Genomic DNA, 23,107 nt, shown 5'->3' on the forward strand with positions numbered 1-23,107 from the left:
CAATTTATGCCCCGTCCTTGGGGCGGAAATTGGCTCATCACGTCCTGTGATGAATTACGGAGTTTTTTTATTTTTTCTTCTAAGATTGTCTAAAATTCATTCAAATTATTTACAAACTTTCTTTATGCTACTTTGCTTATTATTTTTATATAATTTATTTTTAATTATTTTATATTTGCAAATTATCTCAATCATTTTTTATTTAGCACACTAAAAAATTAATATACCTAAATTATATACTAGGAAAGAAATTAGCCAAGCTAATGTAAATTGGTAAAAAACAGAAAAAACAGCCATTTTGTTTCCATATTCTTTTTTCATAGTTGCTACAACAGATACGCAAGGAGTATATAACAACACAAATATTAAAAAGCTATAAGCAGAGAGTGTTGTAAAATTATTAAGTAAAGATACTTTTAAATTTCCGCCATAAATTACTCCCATAGAACCTATTATAACTTCTTTAGCCATTATTCCTGTAAGTATTGATACAGAATTTTGCCAAGAACCAAATCCTAATGGTTTAAAAATAGGACTTATGAATTTACCTATATAAGCTAACATGCTATTATTTATATCAGTTAGTCCTGAAAAATTAAAGTTTGATAAAATCCACACTATAATTGATATTGAAAATATTATTGTTCCAGCTTTTTTTACGAAACCTTTTCCTTTTTCCCAAGTGTGTAAAGTAATATTTTTTAATTCAGGTAACTTATATTGAGGAAGTTCTATAATAAAAGGTTCCTCATCTTTTTTAAATATAGTATTCTTAAAAATAATTCCCAAAATAAATGCAATTATAATACCTAATAAATATAATGACATTACAACATAAATCTCTTTTCCTGGAAAAAATGCTGAAGCAAATAAAGAATAAACAGGCAGTCTAGCATTACAAGACATAAGAGGTACTAATAATGCTGTAAGTTTTCTATCTTTTTCACTTTCTAAAGTTCTAGATGACATTATTCCAGGTACAGAACAGCCAAAACCTACAATAAGAGGAATAAAGGCTTTTCCTGAAAGTCCCATTTTTCTCATTAGCTTGTCCATAATAAAGGCAGCTCTAGCCATATATCCACTATCTTCTAAGAAAGATATACATAAAAATAGTGATAAAATTATAGGTAAAAATACAATTACAGAACCTACACCGCCAACTATACCATCTATAATAAGAGATCTAAACCAATCGCTACTATTGATTAATAAATTGGTTAAAAACGGAACAAAATTATGATTTAAAATAGTTTCTAATTTATCAGCTAAGGGTTGTCCAACCCAACTAAAAGTGAACTTAAATGTTAAAAAAAGTATTAATAAAAATATAGGATATGCTAAAAATTTATTAAGTAATAAATTATCTATTTTTTCACTAATAGCAGGGGACTGACCCTTAGTACAGACTAAACATTTATTTAAAATATCTTCTATATAATTATAAGTTTCTTTTTCTGATGCAAATTCTTTATAAGTATTTTGTGTATACTCATTAAAATTTTCTTCTGTTAATAACTTTTTTAAATCCTCTATACCTATACCTTTAGAAGCAGAAATAGGTAATACAGTAACATTTAATTCTTCTGATAGTTTTTTATAATCTATCTGTATGCCTTTAGAATCTGCTACATCAATCATATTTAATAATAATATTATAGGTTTATTAAATTGTTTAAGTTGAGTGGTTAAATAAAGATTTCTATCTAAATTAGAAGCATCTACTATATTTATAATAATATCTACATCATCATTCATAAGAAAATTCTTTGATACTTTTTCTTCATTTGAAAAAGTGTCCATAGCATATATACCAGGAAGGTCAACAATTTTAATTTTATTATCTAAATAACCTTCTTTTTTTTCTACAGTTACTCCAGCCCAATTACCTACATATTGATTAGAACCAGTTAATAAATTGAAAAGAGAAGTTTTTCCTACATTTGGATTTCCTATTAGTGCTGCAACTAACATTTTACCCTCCTTAATTTATATAATTTATCTATTTAATTAGTATGTTTTTTGCATCGTTTTTTCTTATTGCTAAATTAAATCCTCTTAAATTTATAATTAATGGATCACCTAGAGGTGCAGTAGTTTTTAATGATACCTCTGTACCTTCTATACATCCTAATGCTAATAATCTTTTAGCTAATTTTTCATTTCCCACTATATTATTTATATAAGCTTTTTCACCAGGTTTTAAATCATAAATGCTCATAAATTTCACCTCACAATGAAAATCATTATCAACTAATTATATTTATATAATAGCATTACATAGGGGTATTGTCAATAATTTTAATGTTGGTATTAGAGTATAATTTTAGTGGGTAAATATAGTAGTAATTGCTGCTTAGAAAAATGTATTACCAGAAAAAAGAGTAGTATTTTAATAAAAGATTGGATATAAATATAAAAATAAAAAACATAGAATAAAAAAGGAACAATTTATAAGTCTCCATCTTTTATTCAAATGATATTAAATATAGGGTATACTATAAAATAAGAAATTATATATTGTTAAATGTTAGAAAAATGGATTGCTGAAGGATAGAGAAAATCAATGAACGTATAGAAATATATACGAGATATAGTTAGGAGTGAGAGGAAATGAAAAGAATACCTTATGGTATTTCTAACTTTGAGGTGTTAAGAAAAAAAAATTATCTTTATGTAGATAAAACTTCTTATATAGAAATTTTAGATAGATATGCTCCCTATAATTTTTTTATAAGACCTAGAAGGTTTGGGAAAAGTCTTTTTATATCTATGCTTGAGAATTATTATGATATAAATAAGAAAGATAGATTTGAAGAATTATTTGATGATTTATATATAGGAAAAAAACCTACAGAAGAGAGAAATAGCTTTCTTGTGTGGAAAATAAGTTTTGCAGGAGTAGATGCAGGACATGGGGAAGAAGAATTAAGAAAAAGTTTTAATTTTAAGGTTGCATCAGCAGCAAGAGAATTTTTATATAAATATGGTGATATTTTAGGTGAAAATAAGTTACCTATGGAAAATATGAGTGCAGAAATGGTGGTAGCTCATATAAGTATGCTTAGTAAAATTAATAATAAGCAGGTATTTGTTTTAATAGATGAATATGATAACTTTGCCAATGAATTAATTACAGGAGGAAGCCAAAGTACCTATGAAAGTATCCTTCATGGTGAAGGTTTTGTTAAGGTATTTTATAAAGCTTTAAAAGATGCAACTATGGATAATTTTAACAGAATATTTATGACAGGTGTAAGTCCTATAATGCTAGATGATTTAACTAGTGGATTTAACATAACTAGAAACTATACTCTAGATGAAAATCTTAATGCCATGATGGGATTTACAAGGAAAGAATTATCTTGGATTATGGATGAAGTAAATATAAAGGATATAGAGCTTAGAGAAAAAATATGCACTGATATGACTACTTACTATGATGGATACAAGTTTAATGAAAATAGTAAATCAGTTTTTAATCCAGATATGTCCATGTATTTTTTAGATAATTATTTAATGTATAATCGCTATCCAAAAGAGATGATAGACAATAATGTAAAAACAGATTACGGAAAAGTTAATCAACTAGCATATAATTTTAATAACAAGGGAGCTTTAGAGGAAATAATGACGAAGGGAGAAACATCTACTATGCTAGTGGATAGATTTAATATTCATACTATGTACAGTGTAAGTGAAAATTTTAAATCCCTATTATTTTATCTAGGTATGCTTACAATAAAGGAACAAGGACTTAGTGGTACTATACTTAAAGTACCTAATTACGTGATAAAAACAATTTATTGGGAGCAGTATTTTCAAAGAATGAATTTGGAATACAATATACAAATAAAAGATGTTAGAGATGCAATAACTGAAATGAGAGCATATGGAAAGATTGAACCTTTAGTAGATATTATAGGTAAAATACTAGAATATTTATCCAATAGAGATTTAATGAAAATGGATGAAAAGCACATTAAAATGATTTTTTTAACTCTTTTAGGGATAGATGGAACCTATTTTATACAAAGCGAAGTGGAAAATAGTAAAGGTTATGCAGATATAATGCTTAAGAGAAAAATTCAATTTAAAGATATAACTAAATTCCAGTGGATTATAGAATTAAAATATATAAAAGAAAGTGAAAGAAATACCTTAGAAAAAGTAAAAGAAGAAGGACTAAAACAACTTCAAGGATATGCTGAAAGTAAAATGGTAAAAGAGGAGCTTGGATTAGAAGATTTAAAAAAAGCATTAGTTATTGTGGTAGGGAAAAAGGATATTTATACTGTGAAAGTATAAAGGAATATAGAAGTATAATAAATAGCATTTAATATTTACTGTGGAAGGATGTCTTAAAAGGCATTCTTTTTTATGTTAAAAAATAAATATTTTTATAAATGCTTTTTAGTTCTAGGTTTGAATTTATTCATATAACGTGTAAAATAATAGTAAGGAATTATGTAAAAATTTTGAACACTATTAGATGGGAGGGGATTGAGTATGCAGCAACCTAAAATATTAGATAATAAGCAGTTTGGTAAGGTAGGAGAGGAACTTAAAAATAGTATAAAAAGTCATTCAAAATTATCAATAATATCAGCCTATTTTACTATTTTTGCTTACAAAGAACTAAGCAAAGAATTAAATAAAGTTGATAAGTTAAGATTTCTGTTTACAGAACCTACCTTTGTAAAAAAAGATAAAGAATTAGTTAGAACATATTTTATAGATAGAACGCCCGAACATAAAATATCAGGCAATGAATTTGAAATTAAAATGAGAAATGAAATGAATCAAGCAAGCATAGCTAAAGAGTGCGCTGATTGGATTAAAAATAAGGTTGAATTTAAATCCCTTATAAAACCAAATTCAGCACAACAAAGACTTATATACATAGAAAACAAAGAGGATAACATATCTATAAATGGAACAGTTGATTTTACTACAGATGGCTTAGGATTTTCTCCATCTAATAGAATGGATATGAATACATGTATGTATGGAAAAGAATATACTAATCAATTTCTCATAATGTTTGATAATATATGGGAAGATGATACTTTAGTTCAGGATGTAAAAACAAAAGTTTTGGAACAAATGCAGCTCATATACAAAGAAAACACCCCAGAGTTTATATATTTTGTAACATTGTACAATATATTTAAAAATTATTTAGGAGAAATAACAGAGGACAATATAGTTAAAACAAAAATAGGATTTAAAAAAACAGAAATTTGGAACAAACTATATAAATTCCAAAAGGATGGAGTTATAGGAGCCATAGACAAAATAGAAAAACATGGCGGATGTATAATTGCAGATTCTGTAGGACTGGGAAAAACTTTTTCAGCACTAGCAGTTATAAAATATTATGAACTTAGAAATCATAGAGTACTAGTATTAGCCCCTAAAAAGTTAAGAGAAAACTGGACAATTTATACTTTAAATGATAAGAGAAATATATTATTAAAGGATAGATTTAATTATGATGTGTTAAATCATACTGATTTAAGCAGAGAAACCGGTTACTCAGGAGAAATTAATTTAGAAACTATAAATTGGAGCAATTATGATTTAGTAGTTATAGACGAATCCCATAATTTTAGAAATAATAATGCTAGAAATGAAAAGGTAACTAGATATTCTAAACTATTAAATGATGTTATAAAAAGCGGAGCCGAAACAAAGATATTAATGTTATCTGCAACCCCTGTAAATAATAGGATGAATGACCTAAAGAATCAAATTAACTTTATCACAGAAGGTAGAGATAATGCCTTTGAGTCAGAGGGTATACCTAGTATTGAATTAACACTTAGAAAAGCACAACTAGTATTTAATAAATGGACAGAATTAGAAGAAGATGAAAGAACCTTAGATACTTTCATGGAAATGATGAATATGGATTACTTTAAACTTCTAGATACCGTAACCATAGCAAGGTCAAGAAAACATGTTGAAAAATATTATGACGTAGCCGAAATCGGTAAATTCCCTAAAAGGTTAAAACCTATAAATATTCAATCTAATATTGACCAAATGAATGAATTTCCACCTTTAGAACATGTAAATAAAGTTATTAGAAACCTTAATTTAAGCACCTATGCACCACTTAAATATGTATTACCAGAAAAAAGAGCAGAATATGATAAAAAATATGATACCTCAGTAAAGGGTGGACAATCTGTATTTAGACAAGTGGACAGAGAACAAAGTTTAATTAGTTTAATGAGGGTAAATATATTAAAAAGAATGGAAAGCTCTATTAATTCCTTTGGAATTACCATAGCTAAACTTCTAAAACAAATAGATTATACTTTGGATAAAATTGAGAAAAATCAAATGGATTTTGATCCATCCTTAAATATATCAGATATTGAGATTGATGATGATACATTAGAGGATTCACTAATAGGAAATAAAGTTAAAGTCTTAATACAAGATATGGATTTAATTAAGTGGAAACAAGACCTAGAAGAGGATAAAAAGAAACTAGAAGAGCTTATTTTTGAAGCAGCTAAAGTTGTTAAAAATAGAGATGCAAAACTTAATAATTTAAAAGAAAAAATAATAGATAAGATTAATAATCCCTTAAATGAAGGAAATAAGAAAATCATTATATTTTCAGCCTTTGCAGATACAGCAAATTATTTATATGAAAGTTTATCCCCATGGATTAAAGATGAATTTAACTTACATACAGCTTTAGTTACAGGATCTGGTGATAATAAATGTACTCTAAAGGGAGTAAATAAAAAAGATTTAAATGCAGTACTTACAAATTTCTCACCAAAATCAAAGGAAAGAGAAAAGATTTTTCCAGATATGAAAGAGGAAATAGATATACTAATAGCCACAGATTGTATATCAGAAGGGCAAAACCTTCAAGATTGTGATTATCTAATAAATTATGATATACACTGGAACCCAGTTAGAATAATTCAAAGGTTTGGTAGAATAGATAGATTAGGTTCAAAAAATAATAGCATACAATTAGTAAACTTTTGGCCTAATATGGAACTAGATGAATATATAAATCTTGAAGCTAGAGTTACTGGAAGAATGATGCTTTTAGATATTTCTGCCACAGGAGAAGAAAATATTATAGATAATAGTGGAAAATCTAAAATGAATGACCTAGAGTATAGAAAAAAACAATTAACACAATTACAAAACGAAGTAGTTGACCTTGAAGATATATCTGGAGGAATATCCATTACAGACCTTACCATGAATGATTTTAAAATGGATTTAATGGAATATATGAAAAACCATGAAGAAGATTTAGAAAAAGCACCATTAGGTATGTATGCAGTTTCTACTATTGAAGATGAAGAATTAAAAGAACAAATAAAGCCAGGGGTTATATTTACTTTAAAACAAGTTAATCACAGTGTAAAACCAGAGGAAAGTAATTCTTTATATCCATATTATATGGTTTATGTTTATGAGGATGGAAAGGTTAAATATAATTATATTCACACAAAGAAAATATTAGATTTTTATAGAAAATTATGTTCAGGAAAAAATGAAGTATTAAAAGATATAGTTAAAGAGTTTAATAATGAAACTAATGATGGAAAAGATATGAAAGTCTATTCCAGTCTTTTAGAAGATGCTATTGATAATATAATTGGTAAAAAAGAAGAAAAAGGAGTTGCCTCTTTATTTGCTAAAGGAGGAACCACTATACAAAAGAGCTTATTTAAAGGCATTGAAGATTTTGAATTAGTATCATTTTTGGTTATTAAATAGGGGGAAATTATGATACATAAACTATATGAAAAAATGAATATACCAAAAGACTGTGAAGTAGGAAATACTATATTTAAAAAATTATTTTATGAAAATGCTAATATGAATGTTAAGGATAAAGATATATTTACAAATCACATTGATAAGATACTTTGGAAATATTCCTTTAAAGAAGACAACCTAAATATAAAACCATATAAAACAGAGGAACTAGACTACGAAGAAATAGCTGTTATTGAGGTATTATTAAATGATGATAAAAAGTATAAGAGGATAGCTGAAATAATACAAAACACTATACCATATCCGTTAATATTAGTATTTGTTAAGGAAGATAAAATTCTTTTGAATACAGCTAACAAAAGGGTTAACAAAGTAGATATTAGCAAAAATACTGTGGAGGATTATATCTATAGCCCATGGATAAATCTTTTAAATTTAAAATATAATGAGGAAAAATTCCTAGAATCCTTAAATATAAAAGAGTTTTCTTTTATAAATATATATAAATTTTATTGCAGCTTTGTAGATAAAATTAATATTTTTAATGCCTCAAATATTACAGGTGACTTTGATAATTTGAAAAATAAAGATATAGAAGAAGTAAATACTTTAAATACAGAAATAGAAAACTTAAATTTAAAAGTTGAAAAATTAAGAGGAGATTTAAAAAAAGAGCAGCATTTTAATAAAAGATTAGATATAAATATAAAAATAAAAAACATAGAATCAAAAAGAAACAATTTAATTGAAAAACTAAAAGCATAAGTTGGGGGGAACATAAAGTGGAAAAAATGGACGGATATAGCCTAAATATAGTTAAAGAAAATATAGGGAAACTAAAAGAAATATTCCCAGAAGTATTTTGTGAAGATAAAGTTGATTTTGAAAGATTACAAGAAGTTTTAGGTGAATATATAGAGGACAAAGAAGAAAGATACAGATTCGAATGGCATGGAAAATCAAAAGCCATAAGAATAGCACAAACCCCATCAAGAGGTACACTAAGACCATGCAAAGAAGAAAGTAAAAATTGGGATACCACAGAAAACCTATATATAGAAGGAGATAACCTAGAAGTTTTAAAACTACTTCAAAAAAGCTATCAAAACAAAATAAAAATGATATACATAGACCCACCCTATAATACAGGAAATGATTTTGTATATAAAGATGATTACAAAGATAACCTTAAAAATTACTTAAAAATAACAGGACAAGTTGATGAAGAAGGAAATAAAACATCCACAAATTCAGAAAAAAGTGGAAGATATCACACAGATTGGTTAAATATGATGTATCCAAGATTAAGATTGGCTAGAAACTTATTAAAAGAAGATGGGGTTATATTTATATCTATAGATAATAAGGAAGTAGACAATTTGAGAAAAATGTGTCATGAAATATTTGGAGAAGGAAATTATGTTGGAGAAATAATTTGGGAGACGGCTACTGACAATAATGCGACACAAATTGCAATGGTTCACGAATATATTTTATGTTATGCAAAAAATAGTGATTATCAAAATAATTGGATAGTAGAATCAGAAAAAGCTGAAGTAATAAATAATAAATATTTAGAATTAAAACATATATATGCTGATACTGAAGAGATACAGAGGGACTTAAGAAAGTGGATAAATTCAAATAAAAAGAATAATAAGCTAGATTTATCAGGAGTAGAACATTATAACTATGTAGATGAAAAAGGAGTGTTTTACCCAGGCAATCCATCTAATACTTCTCCTGGAGATTATTATTATGATATTATTCATCCGATAACTAAAAAGGTGTGTTCAAAACCAGAAAATGGTTATAGGTGGCCTGAAAATACATTTTGGGATGCAGAGAGGAAAGGCGATGTTCTTTGGGGAGAAGATGAAAGTACAATTCCTAAAATAAAAAAGAGAATTAATACAGCTACAGAGTTACTTAAGAGCTACTATTATGAGGATAACAGGATTTCGACTAAATATTTAAGCGAAATTATGGGAGAAAAAGTATTTGATAATCCAAAATCAGTAAATTTATTAAAGAAGTTAATTAGATTTATATCGTTTGACGATGATGATATTATTTTAGATTTCTTTTCAGGTTCAGCTAGTACTGCAGATGCAATAATTAGACTTAACTTAGAAAGTAATAAATATAGAAAGTTTATACTTATTCAATTACCTGAGGATTTAGATGAATCATCAAAATATGCATCTAAGAAAGCTAAAACTACTATTAAAAAGAGCATTGAGTTTTTAGACAAGATAAATAAAAGTCATTATTTATCAGAGATAGGTAAAGAACGTATAAGACGTGCAGGGGATAAAATTATTGAAGAAAACAAGGATAAAGAAGGCATTGAGGATTTAGATATTGGATTTAAGGTGTTTAAGTTAGATTCTTCTAATATTAAGCCTTGGAATCCAAGTTATGAAGACATAGCAAACAGATTAGATGAAATGGTTGATAACTTTGTTCCAGGAAGAACAGAAGAAGATGTGGTTTATGAAATAATGCTTAAGTATGGTATTGATTTAACTTATCCTATTGAAATTAGAGAAATTAGTGGAAAGAAAGTATTTAGCATAGGCTTTGGAGCTTTAATAATTTGTTTAGATAATGAAATTACTTTAGAGGTGGTTAATGGTATTGTAGATCTAAAAAATGAATTAAATCCTGAAACCACTAGAATAGTATTTAAAGATAATGGATTTAAAACGGATTCTGTAAAAACTAATGCTATAGAAATTTTAAAAAGAAATAACATAAATGAAAATGAAATAATGAGCATATAGGAGGGAAGCTTACATGAAGTTACAATTTAATCCAGATTTAGACTATCAAAAGGAAAGTATATCTTCTATAGTTGATATTTTTAAAGGACAAACCCCAGCCCAAGCAAACTTTACAGTATCTGCTTTAATGGATAAGGCAGGAACAGAAGGTAAGCTTATAACAGATTTAGGTATAGGAAATAAATTAGAGCTGGATGAAGAGGATATTTTAAAAAATGTAAGAGAGATTCAACTTAAAAATGGACTTAAACCTTCAATTTTAAAAGATTTAGGTAAAAGCAACTATAAATTCACAGTAGAAATGGAAACAGGTACAGGAAAGACCTATGTTTATTTAAGAACCATATTTGAGCTTAATGCTAAATATGGCTTTACAAAATTTGTTATAGTAGTTCCCTCCGTTGCCATTAAAGAAGGTGTTGTTAAGTCTATAGATATTATGACAGAACATTTTAAAGGTCTTTATGATAATGTAATATTTAAAGCTTATGAATATAAATCTCAAAAACTAGATATTATAAGAGATTTTGCAACCAGTGACAATATAAGAATAATGGTTATGACCATTCAATCCTTTAACAAAGATAGTAATGTAATTAATATAGATAATGAAAAAACTAATGGAGTTAAGCCTATTGAGTTTATAAAAGAAACTAATCCTATTGTAATTATAGATGAACCTCAAAGTTCAGCCAGTACCCAAAAAGCTATGGATGCAATTAATTCATTAAATCCATTATGTACAGTAGGATATTCTGCTACCCATAAACAGAAACATAATTTAATGTTTAGACTAGATGCAGTAGATGCCTATGAAAGACAATTAGTAAAACAAATAGAAGTTGCTAGTGTTATTTCAAAAGACAATAATAATGCAGCTTACATAAAACTTATAAGTGTAAATAATAAAAAGTCTCCCATTAAGGCAAAACTTGAAATAGATATTTGGGATGATAAAAAAGGAACTATAGTAAGAAAGGCAAAACAATATAAAGTAGAAGATGATTTGTATGAATTATCTGGAAGAAGAGAAGTGTATAAAGGATATCAAATTACAGAAATAAATGCTAAAGAGGGAGATGAATATGTTTCCTTTGTAGGACATGAACCTATAACATTAGGAGAAGTTCGTGGTGAAATTGATGATGATATAATTAAAAGAACCCAAATAAGAAAAACTATTGAAGAACATTTAAATAAAGAGCTTAAACTTAAAAAAGAAGGTATAAAGGTACTTAGTTTATTTTTCATAGATAAAGTTGCAAACTATAGGACTATAGACAAAGAAGAAAATCCACAAAAAGGGAAATATGCCCTTTGGTTTGAAGAAGAATATAAAAAAGCTATGCAAAACCCTAAATATAAAACTCTTTTTAATGATGTGGATATAGAAACAGAGGCAGAACAAGTTCATAATGGATATTTTGCTCAAGATAAAAAAGGAAGATTAAAAGATACAAGGGGTAATACTCTAGCAGATGAAGATGCCTATAGCTTAATTATGAAAGATAAAGAAAAATTATTAAGTTTTGATACAAAATTAAAATTTATATTCTCCCATTCAGCCTTAAAAGAAGGTTGGGATAACCCTAATGTGTTTCAAATATGTACTTTAAACGAAACAAAATCAGAATTAAAAAAGAGACAAGAAATAGGTAGAGGACTTAGATTAGCAGTAAATCAACAGGGTGAAAGAGTATACGGTTTTAATGTAAATACTTTAACTATAATGGCTAATGAAAGCTATGAAGACTTTGCAAGAAAACTGCAAAATGAATATGAAGAAGATGAAGGAATTAGATTTGGAATAGTTGAAAAGCATAATTTTGCTAATATTATAGTGGCAAAAGATGGTGAAAACACTTATTTAGAACAAGAAGCATCAGAAAAAATATTTAATCATTTAAAAGAAATGAAGTATATAGACAATAAAGGTAAAGTAACAGATAAGCTAAAAACAGCCCTAAAAGAGCAAAAGGTAGAGATACCACAAGAGTTTAAAGGGGTAGAGAATCAAATAGTCAATAACCTTAAAACAATAGCTGGTAATTTAAATTTAAAAAATGCAGATGATAAAATGCCTGTAAAATTAAACAAAAGAGTTAATGAAGACGAAATTTTTAAGGCTGAATTTAAGGAACTTTGGGATAAAATAAAATATAAAACCACATACTCAGTCCACTTTGATTCTAATGATCTTATAAATAAGTGTGCAGAGGAAATAAAAAATGATCTTATTATAAATAAAGCTAAATTGATTTATTCAAAGGCAGAAGTAGATATAACCAAAGCTGGAATGCTTACAGAAGAAAATAATAGGTATAGTATAGATATAGAAGAACCTAATTTTGTATTACCAGATATAATAACTTTTCTCCAAAATCAAACAAATCTAACAAGAAGAACCTTAGTAGACATATTAAAAAAATCACAAAGGTTAGAGGATTTTAAAAAGAATCCTCAAAAGTTTATGGATGAAGTAGCTAAAATCATTAAAAGAAAAATGAGGTTAATGATAGTTGATGGTATTAAGTATGAAAAAATAGGGGATTATGAGTTTTACGCTCAAGAGTTATTTGAAATTCAAGAGTTAAGTGGATATCTATCAAAAAATATGATAGAAAGTAGAAAGTCTGTTTATGATTATGTTATTTATGATTCAGATAAAGAAGCTGAATTTGCAAAGAAATTTGAAAAAAATGATAGTGTAAAATTGTATATAAAGTTACCAAATTGGTTTAAAATAGAAACACCATTAGGGACTTATAATCCAGACTGGGCAGTATTAATAGAAAAAGATAATACAGAAAAACTATATTTTGTAGTTGAAACAAAGGGAAGTATTTTATCAGAAGACTTAAGAGAAAAGGAAAAGAAAAAGATTGAATGTGGAAAAAAGCATTTTAAGGCACTAGGCAATGAAACTAGATTTAGGGAAACTGATGACTTTGAGAAATTTATTGAAAATGTATAATTCTCCAATTACTTGATTAGCATCTTTTTTTTTTTTTGATGATGCAACCATATTAGTCAAATACAAGGAATTTAGGTGCTAAATCTATGATATTATTATTTTTTTGTTGACAAATTGTAGAATAGTATTTATAATATGAATAAAACAAAATAAACTTGTCAAATTATCTAGAGAGGTGGAGGGACTGGCCCAATGAAACCCGGCAACCGGTATTATTTTAAATAATATCATGGTGCCAACTCCTGCAGCATTAAGCTGAAAGATAAGGAATTTTATGAGATAAAAAACTCAAAGATTTCCTTTGAGTTTTATTTTTTAAATTAAATATAATACAACTTATCTAGAGAGGTGGAGGGACTGGCCCAATGAAGCCCGGCAACCATATATTATTTAAAATAATATAAAGGTGCCAACTCCTGCAGCATTTAAACTGAGAGATAAGGAAATCTAAGATGCTATAAAGCTCAAGGTTTTCCTTGAGCTTTTCTAGAACATATAAAAAATAAGATGGAGGGTTATTAATTGATTGAGGTAAAGAATGTCAGCAAAAATTTTTTAGGGTATACTGCACTTAAAAATGTAAGTATGAATATTAAAAAGGGAGAAATATTTGGAATAGTAGGACATAGTGGAGCAGGTAAATCTACTTTACTTAGATGTTTTAATGGATTAGAGGATTATGATGTAGGAAGTATAAGAATTATGGATAATGAAGTAAAAGAACTAAAAGGTCAGTCTATAAGAGAATTTAGAAAAAATTTAGGTATGATATTTCAAAATTTTAATTTGTTAAGTAGAAAAAATGTATTTGATAATATAGCTTTTCCACTAGAAACTTGGGGATTTAGTAAAGATAAAATTTCCTTAAGAGTTAAGGAACTATTAAAATTAGTAGAGCTAGAAGATAAAGTAGATAGCAAGCCTAAAGCATTAAGTGGAGGGCAAAAACAAAGAGTAGCCATAGCTAGAGCATTAGCACTACAACCTGAAATATTATTATGTGATGAAGCTACTTCTGCATTAGATCCAAACACTACAAAATCTATACTGCAGCTTTTAAAAGAAATAAATGAAAAATTAAATATAACAATAGTAATAGTAACCCATCAAATGGAAGTAGTAAAAGAAATATGTGATAGGGTAGCTATATTAGAAAAAGGCGAAGTAAAATCCATAGGAAAAGTAGAAAAGTTATTTTTAAAGCCAGATAAAAATTTAAAAAGATTACTTGGAGAAGAAGAAGTATTACCTGATGAGGGAGTAAATATAAAATTATTTTTTCCTAAGGACCAAAGTATGCAGTGTATTATAACATCTATGGCAAGAAAATTAGATATTGATGTATCTATAGTTTGGGGAAAATTAGAAAGATTTAAAGATGATGTTTTAGGAAATTTAGTTATTAATACATCAGAAGAAAATAAAGAAAAAATATGTAAGTTCCTAGATGAAAGGGATATTAATTGGGAGGTTATAAGCAATGGAAATTAGCCAAGTGCTTTTAAAAGCTTTAGGAGAAACTTTATATATGGTTTTGATTTCAACATTCCTTGCAGTAATTATAGGATTTATATTTGCAATTATATTAGTATTAACTAATGAAGAAGGATTAAAACCAAGTAAATTTATAAATAGTGTGTTAGGAACAATTATTAATACATTAAGGTCTTTTCCCTTTGTAATATTAATGATAGCTATATTTCCTCTAACAAAAATAATAGTAGGTAAGACCATAGGTACTACAGCAGCTATAGTTCCTTTAACAATAGGTGCAGCACCTTTTGCTACAAGGGTTATAGAATCTGCCCTTGTAGAAGTGGATAAAGGAGTTATAGAAGCTGCTAAATCCTTTGGAGCTAGTGATATGCAAATTATTTTTAAAGTTATGGTAAAAGAAGCATTGCCTGCAATAGTATCAGGTATAACATTAACAGTTATAAGCGTTGTAGGTTACTCTGCAATGGCAGGTGCCATTGGAGGAGGAGGTCTTGGAGATGTAGCTATAAAATATGGTTACTATAGATTTAAAGTAGATTTAATGGTATACACAATACTTATTCTTATTGTTCTTGTACAAGCATTTCAGGGAATAGGAAATGTTTTATATAAAAAATTAATAAAATAAAATTTGGAGGGATTTATAAATGAAAAAAATAATATCTATAACATTAACATTAATTTTTGCTCTTGCATTTATAGGATGCGGAGGTAGTGACAAAAAAGCAGATAATAATAAAAAGGAAATAACAATAGGAATTACTCCTGTGCCTTTTAAAGAAATTGTTGAAAAAGCTCAACCAGAGTTAGAAAAAGAAGGATATAAGCTAAAAATAGTTGAATTCACAGATTATGTAACACCAAATACATCTTTAGATGATGGAGAAATAGATGCAAACCTTTTTCAACACGTGCCTTATTTAAATAAGTTTAATGAAGAAAAACATACTAAATTAGTACCAGTAGCAAATGTAGTAATAGCACCTATGGGAGTATATTCAAATAAAATTAAAAATTTAAAAGATATTAAAAATAATGCAGAAATAGCTATTCCAAATGACTCAACTAATGGTTCAAGAGCATTAAAATTACTTGAAAGTGCGGGACTTATAAAATTAAAGAAGGGAGAAATAGTTACTAAATTTGATATAATTAGTAATCCTAAAAATATTCAAATAAAAGAACTAGATGCTCCTCAAGTTGTTAGAGTTTTAGACGATGTAGAGGCAGCAATAATAAATACAAATTTTGCACTAGATGCTAATTTAAGTCCATCCAAGGATTCTATTTTATTAGAAGGAAAAGATTCTCCTTATGTTAACGCACTTGTAGTTAAAGAAGAAAATAAAGATAAAGAATATATAAAAGCTTTATCAAAAGCTTTAAATTCTCCAGAAGTAAAAAAATTTATTGAAGAAAAGTATAAAGGAAACTTAATAGCTGCCTTTTAAAAATAGAAAAGTGGTGAATTTTAATGGAAGTTAAAGATTTAGCTTATAAATACAAACAGTATGTAATAGATATGAGAAGAGAATTTCACTCTAATCCAGAAGTAAGTTTTAAGGAATTTAAAACATCTAAAAGAATAAAAGAAGAGCTTAAATATGCAGGAATTGAATTTCAAGATATAGCTTCAACAGGTGTGCTAGCTACAATAAAAGGAAAAAAACATGGAAAAACTATATTATTAAGAGCAGATATGGATGCATTGCAACTAGAAGAATGTACTAATTTTGAATATAAATCTAAAAATAAAGGAATTATGCATGCCTGTGGGCATGATGGACATATAGCTATGCTTTTAGGAGCAGCTAAAATATTAAATGATTTAAAAGATAAAATTAATGGTACAGTAAAATTAGTATTTCAACCAGCAGAAGAAATAGGAGAAGGTGCTAAAAAAGTTATAGAAGAAGGCGGTTTAGAAGGTGTGGACAGTGTTTTTGCTATGCACTTGTGGAGTGATTTAGAGTGTGGAAAGGTGTCTGTAGAAGAAGGACCTAGAATGTCTGCTGGGGATGTATTTAAGATAAAAGTTAAAGGTAAAGGTGGACATGGTGCATTACCCCATGAATGCATAGATTCAGTAGTAGTAGCTTCTTCAATAATAATGAATTTACAATCTATAGTTAGTAGACAAATTGATCCTTTAGAATCAGCAGTAGTAACGGTAGGAAGTTTAAAATCTGGAAGCAGATTTAATATTATAGCAAATGAGGCTATTTTAGAAGGTGTAACTAGATGTTTTGATGATAATATTAGAAGTAATTTTCCAAGTCAAATAGAAAATATAGCAAAAAATATAGCAGCTGCTTACAATGCTGAGGCACAATTAGAATATAAATTTATAACACCAGTAACTTTTAATGACAGTAAATGTTCTAGTATAGCACAAAAATCATTGATAAAGTTATTAGGTGAGGAAGGCATAAGTAAAATGAAAAAAATGACAGTTACAGAGGATTTTGCTTTTTATTTAGAAAAGGTTCCAGGGGTTTTGGCTTTTGTAGGGGTAAAAAATCCAGAAAAGCATGCTATTTATCCTCAACATAGTGAAAAATATACTATAGATGAAGATGCTTTAGAAATAGGAGCATCATTATATGCACAATATGCAATAGACTTTTTAAATAGTTAAGAGGTAAGAGAGAATAGTTAAGAGTTTTGGAGAATTTTTCTCCAAAACTCTTAACTATTCTCTCTTACCTCTTAACTAAAAAAATTGCAATGCAATTTTTTTATAATGTAACTTTATTTTGATTGTATTTTTCTAAATTGAATATAAGAGTAAATGTAAATATAAATAGTGGCTAAAATTATTGAAATGGTACAAATATTAAAAGTCATGCTATTAGCTATAAAAGAAGTTAATATAAATAGTATGCCTATTAAAATAAATAAATTTCCGCCCAATCTATGAGTTTTTTTCCATACTATTTCATTATCTAATGTCCAAGGAGTTTTAATACCAAAAGAATAGTTTGGTCTAATTTGAGGCATATAATTTCCTATAACTAAAAATAATACTCCAACGCAAATAGAAATTATCATAGAAATATTTACATTATAGTTTAGTGATGTTAGAATTGATGTCCAGTGAATACATATAAAAAATAAAATTAAAAGAATAATTAAAACATTATATGCTTTTTCATGTTTTTTAAAAGATTGTTTTTTTGGATCTATTTTAGGTATTATTTTCATTGAAATATAAGTAAATAGTGGAAGCAAACCTGTAATCCATGCAAAATATTTTTTATTATAGGAGTCTATTTGCCCATTAACATTCCAATGAGTTGGTATAATATCTGGAAGTTTATTATAAATAAGAGCAGTTCCTATTATAGAAAGTGTAATTAAAATAAGCAATAGCATAGATGACTTTTTTATTTTATTTTTCATTTTTTATTTCTCCTCTCTAAAATTAAATAACCATTTTACTATTTCTTGAAAAGCAGTGGTATTTAAAGAATAATAAATATTTTGTCCTACTTTTTCACTTAAAACTAAATTAGCATTTTTTAGTATAGATAAATGATGACTTATAGAAGGTTTGCTTATATCAAAGTGTTTTGCAATATCTCCAGCAATTAAGTCTTCATCTTTTAAAAGTTCTAGTATTTTTCTTCTAGTAGGATCTGATAGAGCTTTAAAAGTAGAGTTCATTATATTATAACACCTCCTTTAGATAGTTAGATAAATATCTAATTATCTAATATTAATTTATAATAAACTATAATAATTGTCAATAGATTATTGAAAATTAAAATGTTCTATAGTTCACAAAAGTCTAAAAATATGAGATAATATAAAAAGACTAAATTATAACTGGAAAGAGTGAGAATATTGATAATTCGGCAAAATAATATAGAAGTAGGAGATATTAATTCTGAAGAAGATTATAAAATTAATAATAGGAAAGAAATTCTTGAAAATTCCTTATTTTTTGATTTAGAACATTATATATATAAAAAACCTATATGTGTGGGTGTGTTTGGCTGTTGCTATTTTAATAAGGAAAAACATAAAATATGTGTTACACAATATATGATAGAAAATGAAAAAGATTCTATAGAGATATTGTATTTTATTAAAGATTATTTTTATGAAATGATAAGAAAATATAAGAAAAAATATATAATTACTTTTTCAGGTAATAATGATTTTACTGTTATTAAGTATTTATTTAATAAGTATAATATAAGTTGCAAAGTGTTGGAAAGTTTTGTAAATATTGACTTGCAGAAAAAATATGAGAAACAGGAAAAAGTGTCAATAGGATTAAAGGCATTGGAGAAAAAATTTAATATTTTAAGAAAGTCTGAAGTATTAAGCGGTCAAAATTTGGCTAAAACTTTTGGAAGGATAGTAAAAGATTCTGATTATATAAATAGAATGCCTAATGATAAGAAGGAAAGAATTTTATTATACAATGAACAAGACGTAGTTAGTTTATTTTATATATATTTAAATTGGGATAAAGTTTTAAATAGTCAATTAATAGGAGCAAATTGAAGCATGCAATATTTTGTATGCTTTTTTCTATAAACTTTTTTATTAAAATTGGGAGGAAATATGGATAAAAATAAAATAAAGTCCTATTCAGTATGGGCAAGGAAAAAATTAATAAAAGATATAAAGGAAAAAGCTTATGAAATAGGTATAGAAAAGGGTAATATAGAGCCTCTAAAAAAAGTAGAAGGACAGTATTTTTTAAAAAAAAAGTTGATTACAATGGGTGAAAAAATACAAAGGGATGAATTAATTAAAAGTATAAAAAAAGTAGGTTATGAAAAAGTAATAGATGATGTAGCTAGTACTTGGTTTAATAGATTTATAGCTTTTAGATATATGGAATTAAATGGTTGTTTAAGTATAGGAAAAATATCTATTTTAGAGTATAAGTATAAAAAAGACCCCAAAATACTAATAGAAAAGCTAATTTCATTATCTTTAAGTAAAAAAAGAATTTTGGAGTTAAAAGAAAAAAATAGTTTAGAAGATTTGTATAAGTATTTATTAATATTAGAATTTAATAAATTAAATAAAATAATTCCTTCTATATTTGAAAATGAAAAAGACTATATAGAATTATTACTTCCAAAGGATTTATTAAGTGAAGATTCAGTTATAGGAAAATTAATAAAGTGTATAGATAAAGAAGTTTTTAAAGAAGTAGAGGTAATAGGATGGTTTTATCAATTTTATATATCAGAAAAAAAAGAAGAGGTATTTTCAAAATTAAGCAAGAATAAAAAAATCACAAAAGAAGAAATACCAACAACAACTCAATTATTTACGCCTAAATGGGTAGTGAAGTATATGATTGAGAATTCTTTAGGGAGACTTTGGATAGAGGCTGGAAAAGATAGATATATAAAAGAAAAATGGAAGTATTATTTACAAGATAACAATAATATAAAGACAAGAGAGGATTTTAAATTAGAAAAATTAAAAATTTTAGACCCTGCTTGTGGCAGTGGAAATATGTTAATATACTCTTTTGATGTTTTATATGAAATGTATTTAAAGGAAGGTTATAATGAAAAAAATATACCTAAACTTATAATAGAAAATAATTTATATGGTATAGACATAGATTATAGAGTAGTTGAATTGGCTATTTTTTCTATAGTAATTAAAGGTAGAGAAAAGAACAGAAGATTTTTTGAAGATATAAAAAAAGAAGGTTTAAATATTAATGTAGTTAGTATAGTAGAAAGTAGTTTTATGAAAGAAATAAAATACTTATTGTTAAAAGGAGAACAAAATAAAGAATATGCCTTAAATCAAATAGAAAATTTAATTAATGAATTTAAAAATGGTAAGGAATTTGGAGCTATAATAAAATTGGAGAATTTTGATAAGGATTTTTGGAAAAAAAAATTAACAGATATATATAATCAAAAATATACTGATGATAATATGAAAATATTAGAAAATACAAAGAAAAACTTATTTAAAATAGTAAAGCAGGCTTTAATAATGACTGAAAAATATGATGTAGTTGTAACTAATCCACCTTATATGGGATATAAAAATATGAATAAAAATATTATTAAATTTTTAAAAGAGAATTATAAATATAGTAAAGAAGACTTATGCGTTGCATTTGTAGAAAGAGGTTTTGAGTATTTAAAACCTAAGGGTTTTAATGCTATGGTAACTATGCAGTCTTGGATGTTTTTATCTTCTTTTAAGAAATTTAGAGAAAAATTATTAAATAATTATACTATTTGTACTTTAACTCACATGGCTAATATGGTAATGGGTATAGCTTTTGGCACATCAGCAACAGTGTGGAGAAAGGAAAAAGTTGCCCATTATAGTGGGATTTTTAATTATGTGGAATTAAAAGATGTAAATTATAAAGAAGAATTAGAAGAGTTTCCTGTTAAGAATGATAGATATAGTATAGTGGAAAATGATAGATTTAAAATTATAAGTGATAGTCCTATTTCTTATTGGGCTAGTGAAAATATAATAAAAATATTTAAAAAAGGAAATTTACTAAGACATATAGCAGACCTTAAACAAGGATTAGCTACAGGAAATAATAAAAGATTTTTAAGATATTGGTATGAAGTAGATATAAATAATATAGAATTTAATTGCAGAAATATAGAAGAAAGCAAATCAATTAATTTAAAATGGTTTCCTTGCAATAAAGGTGGGGAGTATCGAAAGTGGTATGGCAATAATTATTACATAATAAATTGGGAAAATAACGGTAAAGAAATAAAAGAAAATGTTATTAAAAAATATCCTTATTTAAATGGTAGATATAAGTTTGTAGTAAAAAATGAACAGTATTACTTTAAAAAAGGTATTACATGGTCTTCACTTACTTCTGGAAACTTATCTGCAAGATATAGTAATGAAGGATTTATATTTGAAACCAAAGGGTCTCTTTGTTTTCCAAAAGATTATTCAAATATGTATTATATACTAGCGTATTTAAATAGCAAATTAGCTAATTATTTTATGAAAATGATAACACCTACTTTTGATTATCATGAAGGTCCTATGGGGAAATTGCCTATAATTTTATGCAAAAATTCTAATATAGATAATTTGGTTAAAGAAAATATAAAAATATGCAAAAATGAATGGGATTCCTATGAAATATCTTGGGACTTTGCTAAAAATCCTTTGTTAATTTTTAAGGATAACAGTGGGTTAATAGAAAAAAGTTATAAAAGGTATAAAATTTTTAAAGAGAAACAGTTTAAAAAATTAAAAGAAAACGAGGAAAGTATAAATGAAGAATTAATAAAATTGTATGGAATAGAAAATGAACTATCAAAAAATGTATTAGACGAAGACATAAGCATAGCTAAAAATACTATGGAAAAAGAAATTAAATATTTTATTTCTTATGCAGTAGGTTGCATTATGGGAAGATATTCTTTAGATAAAGATGGGTTAATATATGCAGGTGGAGAGTTTAAAAAAGATGCATATATAAAATTTAAATCTAATAATGGTATTATATTAATTTTAGATGATGAATATTTTGAATATGATATTGTATCTAAATTTTCGGAATTTGTATCTATTGTTTTTGGTAAAGAAACTTTGGATATAAATTTAGATTTTATAGCTAAAGCTATAGGTAAAAAGAATAATGAATTGTCTGTAGATAGGATTAGAATGTATTTTTTAAAAGACTTTTATAAGGATCATTTAAAATTATATAAAAAAACACCTATATATTGGTTATTTACTTCTGGAAGAAAAAAAGGATTTAATTTATTATTGTATATACACAGATATAACAAAAACACATTAATGAATATAAAAACACAGTATTTAGAAAAACTTCAAAATAAAATGAAATTAAAAAAAATAAAATTAAAAGAAGTTATAAACAATAGTAATAATTCAATAAAATCTATAAAAAAACATGAAAAAGTTATTAATAAAATAGAAGCACAGATAGAAGAAATTAGCATATATGAAGAATTACTGAATTATTATGCAAGTATGTATATAGATATTAATCTAAATGAAGGAATAAAAGAAAACTATAAAAAATTTAAAAAATTACTTTTTAAAATTTAGGCTGTAAATAGTAAAATAC

General features: G+C 26.3%; 15 protein-coding genes and 2 riboswitches. Of the genes, 11 read left to right on the forward strand and 4 right to left on the reverse strand.

Going from position 1 to position 23,107, the window contains the following annotated elements:
* Positions 1-210: 210 nt before the first annotated feature.
* Both feoB and CLOACE_RS09045 read right to left on the reverse strand, forming a co-directional pair.
* Positions 211-1,974 carry a ferrous iron transport protein B gene (gene feoB, locus CLOACE_RS09040; RefSeq protein WP_070110785.1) on the reverse strand — a complete coding sequence of 588 codons (1,764 nt, stop codon included), beginning with the start codon at positions 1,972-1,974 and terminating at the stop codon, positions 211-213.
* A gap of 28 nt (positions 1,975-2,002) precedes the next feature.
* On the reverse strand, positions 2,003-2,221 hold the full coding sequence (locus CLOACE_RS09045) for a FeoA family protein (RefSeq protein ID WP_070110786.1): 219 nt from the start codon (positions 2,219-2,221) through the stop codon (positions 2,003-2,005).
* Positions 2,222-2,613: 392 nt separating this feature from the next.
* Between CLOACE_RS09045 and CLOACE_RS09050 the strand changes: the two genes are divergently transcribed.
* The 9 genes from CLOACE_RS09050 to CLOACE_RS09090 all read left to right on the forward strand — a co-directional run bounded on the left by CLOACE_RS09050 (position 2,614) and on the right by CLOACE_RS09090 (position 17,662).
* Positions 2,614-4,308 (forward strand): ATP-binding protein, encoded by a 1,695-nt coding sequence (locus tag CLOACE_RS09050; protein WP_070110787.1) that lies wholly within the window; start codon positions 2,614-2,616, stop codon positions 4,306-4,308.
* A 201-nt stretch (positions 4,309-4,509) separates the two neighbouring features.
* The gene (locus tag CLOACE_RS09055) at positions 4,510-7,764 is read left to right on the forward strand and encodes a helicase-related protein (RefSeq protein ID WP_070110788.1); all 3,255 of its coding nucleotides are present in this window, start codon (positions 4,510-4,512) and stop codon (positions 7,762-7,764) included.
* Positions 7,765-7,773: 9 nt separating this feature from the next.
* Positions 7,774-8,532 (forward strand): DUF4391 domain-containing protein, encoded by a 759-nt coding sequence (locus CLOACE_RS09060; RefSeq protein WP_070110789.1) that lies wholly within the window; start codon positions 7,774-7,776, stop codon positions 8,530-8,532.
* A gap of 26 nt (positions 8,533-8,558) precedes the next feature.
* Positions 8,559-10,553 (forward strand): site-specific DNA-methyltransferase, encoded by a 1,995-nt coding sequence (locus tag CLOACE_RS09065; protein ID WP_242866446.1) that lies wholly within the window; start codon positions 8,559-8,561, stop codon positions 10,551-10,553.
* A 13-nt stretch (positions 10,554-10,566) separates the two neighbouring features.
* Positions 10,567-13,527, forward strand: a complete 2,961-nt coding sequence (locus CLOACE_RS09070) for a type III restriction-modification system endonuclease (protein ID WP_070110791.1) — start codon at positions 10,567-10,569, stop codon at positions 13,525-13,527.
* 160 nt (positions 13,528-13,687) lie between these two features.
* Positions 13,688-13,796: riboswitch (SAM riboswitch) on the forward strand.
* A 64-nt stretch (positions 13,797-13,860) separates the two neighbouring features.
* Positions 13,861-13,971, forward strand: a riboswitch (SAM riboswitch).
* A 78-nt stretch (positions 13,972-14,049) separates the two neighbouring features.
* Entirely contained in the window at positions 14,050-15,018 is a 969-nt protein-coding gene (locus CLOACE_RS09075; protein WP_070110792.1) for a methionine ABC transporter ATP-binding protein, read from the forward strand.
* The gene (locus CLOACE_RS09080; RefSeq protein WP_070110793.1) at positions 15,008-15,652 is read left to right on the forward strand and encodes a methionine ABC transporter permease; all 645 of its coding nucleotides are present in this window, start codon (positions 15,008-15,010) and stop codon (positions 15,650-15,652) included. Before CLOACE_RS09075 ends, CLOACE_RS09080 begins: the two co-directional genes overlap by 11 nt.
* A 19-nt stretch (positions 15,653-15,671) precedes the next feature.
* Complete coding sequence (locus CLOACE_RS09085; RefSeq protein WP_070110794.1) at positions 15,672-16,475, forward strand: MetQ/NlpA family ABC transporter substrate-binding protein; 804 nt, start codon at positions 15,672-15,674, stop codon at positions 16,473-16,475.
* 23 nt (positions 16,476-16,498) lie between these two features.
* Positions 16,499-17,662: a M20 family metallopeptidase gene (locus tag CLOACE_RS09090; protein ID WP_070110795.1), complete on the forward strand. Its 1,164-nt coding sequence runs from the start codon at positions 16,499-16,501 to the stop codon at positions 17,660-17,662.
* Between the two features lie 113 nt (positions 17,663-17,775).
* Here CLOACE_RS09090 and CLOACE_RS09095 read toward each other — a convergent pair whose 3' ends face one another.
* Together CLOACE_RS09095 and CLOACE_RS09100 are read right to left on the reverse strand one after the other, a co-directional pair.
* Complete coding sequence (locus CLOACE_RS09095; RefSeq protein ID WP_070110796.1) at positions 17,776-18,426, reverse strand: SdpI family protein; 651 nt, start codon at positions 18,424-18,426, stop codon at positions 17,776-17,778.
* Between the two features lie 3 nt (positions 18,427-18,429).
* Positions 18,430-18,690: an autorepressor SdpR family transcription factor gene (locus CLOACE_RS09100; RefSeq protein ID WP_070110797.1), complete on the reverse strand. Its 261-nt coding sequence runs from the start codon at positions 18,688-18,690 to the stop codon at positions 18,430-18,432.
* 180 nt (positions 18,691-18,870) lie between these two features.
* Here CLOACE_RS09100 and CLOACE_RS09105 point away from each other — a divergent pair, with 180 nt between their 5' ends.
* Together CLOACE_RS09105 and pglX are read left to right on the forward strand one after the other, a co-directional pair.
* Positions 18,871-19,539 (forward strand): ribonuclease H-like domain-containing protein, encoded by a 669-nt coding sequence (locus tag CLOACE_RS09105; RefSeq protein ID WP_070110798.1) that lies wholly within the window; start codon positions 18,871-18,873, stop codon positions 19,537-19,539.
* 60 nt (positions 19,540-19,599) lie between these two features.
* Positions 19,600-23,088: a BREX-1 system adenine-specific DNA-methyltransferase PglX gene (pglX, locus tag CLOACE_RS09110; protein WP_070110799.1), complete on the forward strand. Its 3,489-nt coding sequence runs from the start codon at positions 19,600-19,602 to the stop codon at positions 23,086-23,088.
* The last annotated feature ends 19 nt before the right edge of the window (positions 23,089-23,107 follow it).

The organism is Clostridium acetireducens DSM 10703, assembly GCF_001758365.1.
Taxonomy (GTDB): Bacteria; Bacillota; Clostridia; order Clostridiales; family Clostridiaceae; genus Clostridium_C; species Clostridium_C acetireducens.

Bases quoted from the DNA above. Each gene is read 5' to 3' on its own strand.
- CLOACE_RS09050 (WP_070110787.1), top strand. From the start codon at position 2,614: ATGAAAAGAATACCTTATGGTATTTCTAACTTTGAGGTGTTAAGAAAA.
- CLOACE_RS09085 (WP_070110794.1), top strand. From the start codon at position 15,672: ATGAAAAAAATAATATCTATAACATTAACATTAATTTTTGCTCTTGCA.
- CLOACE_RS09060 (WP_070110789.1), top strand. From the start codon at position 7,774: ATGATACATAAACTATATGAAAAAATGAATATACCAAAAGACTGTGAA.
- CLOACE_RS09095 (WP_070110796.1), bottom strand. From the start codon at position 18,426: ATGAAAAATAAAATAAAAAAGTCATCTATGCTATTGCTTATTTTAATT.
- feoB (WP_070110785.1), bottom strand. From the start codon at position 1,974: ATGTTAGTTGCAGCACTAATAGGAAATCCAAATGTAGGAAAAACTTCT.
- CLOACE_RS09045 (WP_070110786.1), bottom strand. From the start codon at position 2,221: ATGAGCATTTATGATTTAAAACCTGGTGAAAAAGCTTATATAAATAAT.
- CLOACE_RS09100 (WP_070110797.1), bottom strand. From the start codon at position 18,690: ATGAACTCTACTTTTAAAGCTCTATCAGATCCTACTAGAAGAAAAATA.
- pglX (WP_070110799.1), top strand. From the start codon at position 19,600: ATGGATAAAAATAAAATAAAGTCCTATTCAGTATGGGCAAGGAAAAAA.
- CLOACE_RS09065 (WP_242866446.1), top strand. From the start codon at position 8,559: ATGGACGGATATAGCCTAAATATAGTTAAAGAAAATATAGGGAAACTA.
- CLOACE_RS09090 (WP_070110795.1), top strand. From the start codon at position 16,499: ATGGAAGTTAAAGATTTAGCTTATAAATACAAACAGTATGTAATAGAT.
- CLOACE_RS09055 (WP_070110788.1), top strand. From the start codon at position 4,510: ATGCAGCAACCTAAAATATTAGATAATAAGCAGTTTGGTAAGGTAGGA.
- CLOACE_RS09080 (WP_070110793.1), top strand. From the start codon at position 15,008: ATGGAAATTAGCCAAGTGCTTTTAAAAGCTTTAGGAGAAACTTTATAT.
- CLOACE_RS09070 (WP_070110791.1), top strand. From the start codon at position 10,567: ATGAAGTTACAATTTAATCCAGATTTAGACTATCAAAAGGAAAGTATA.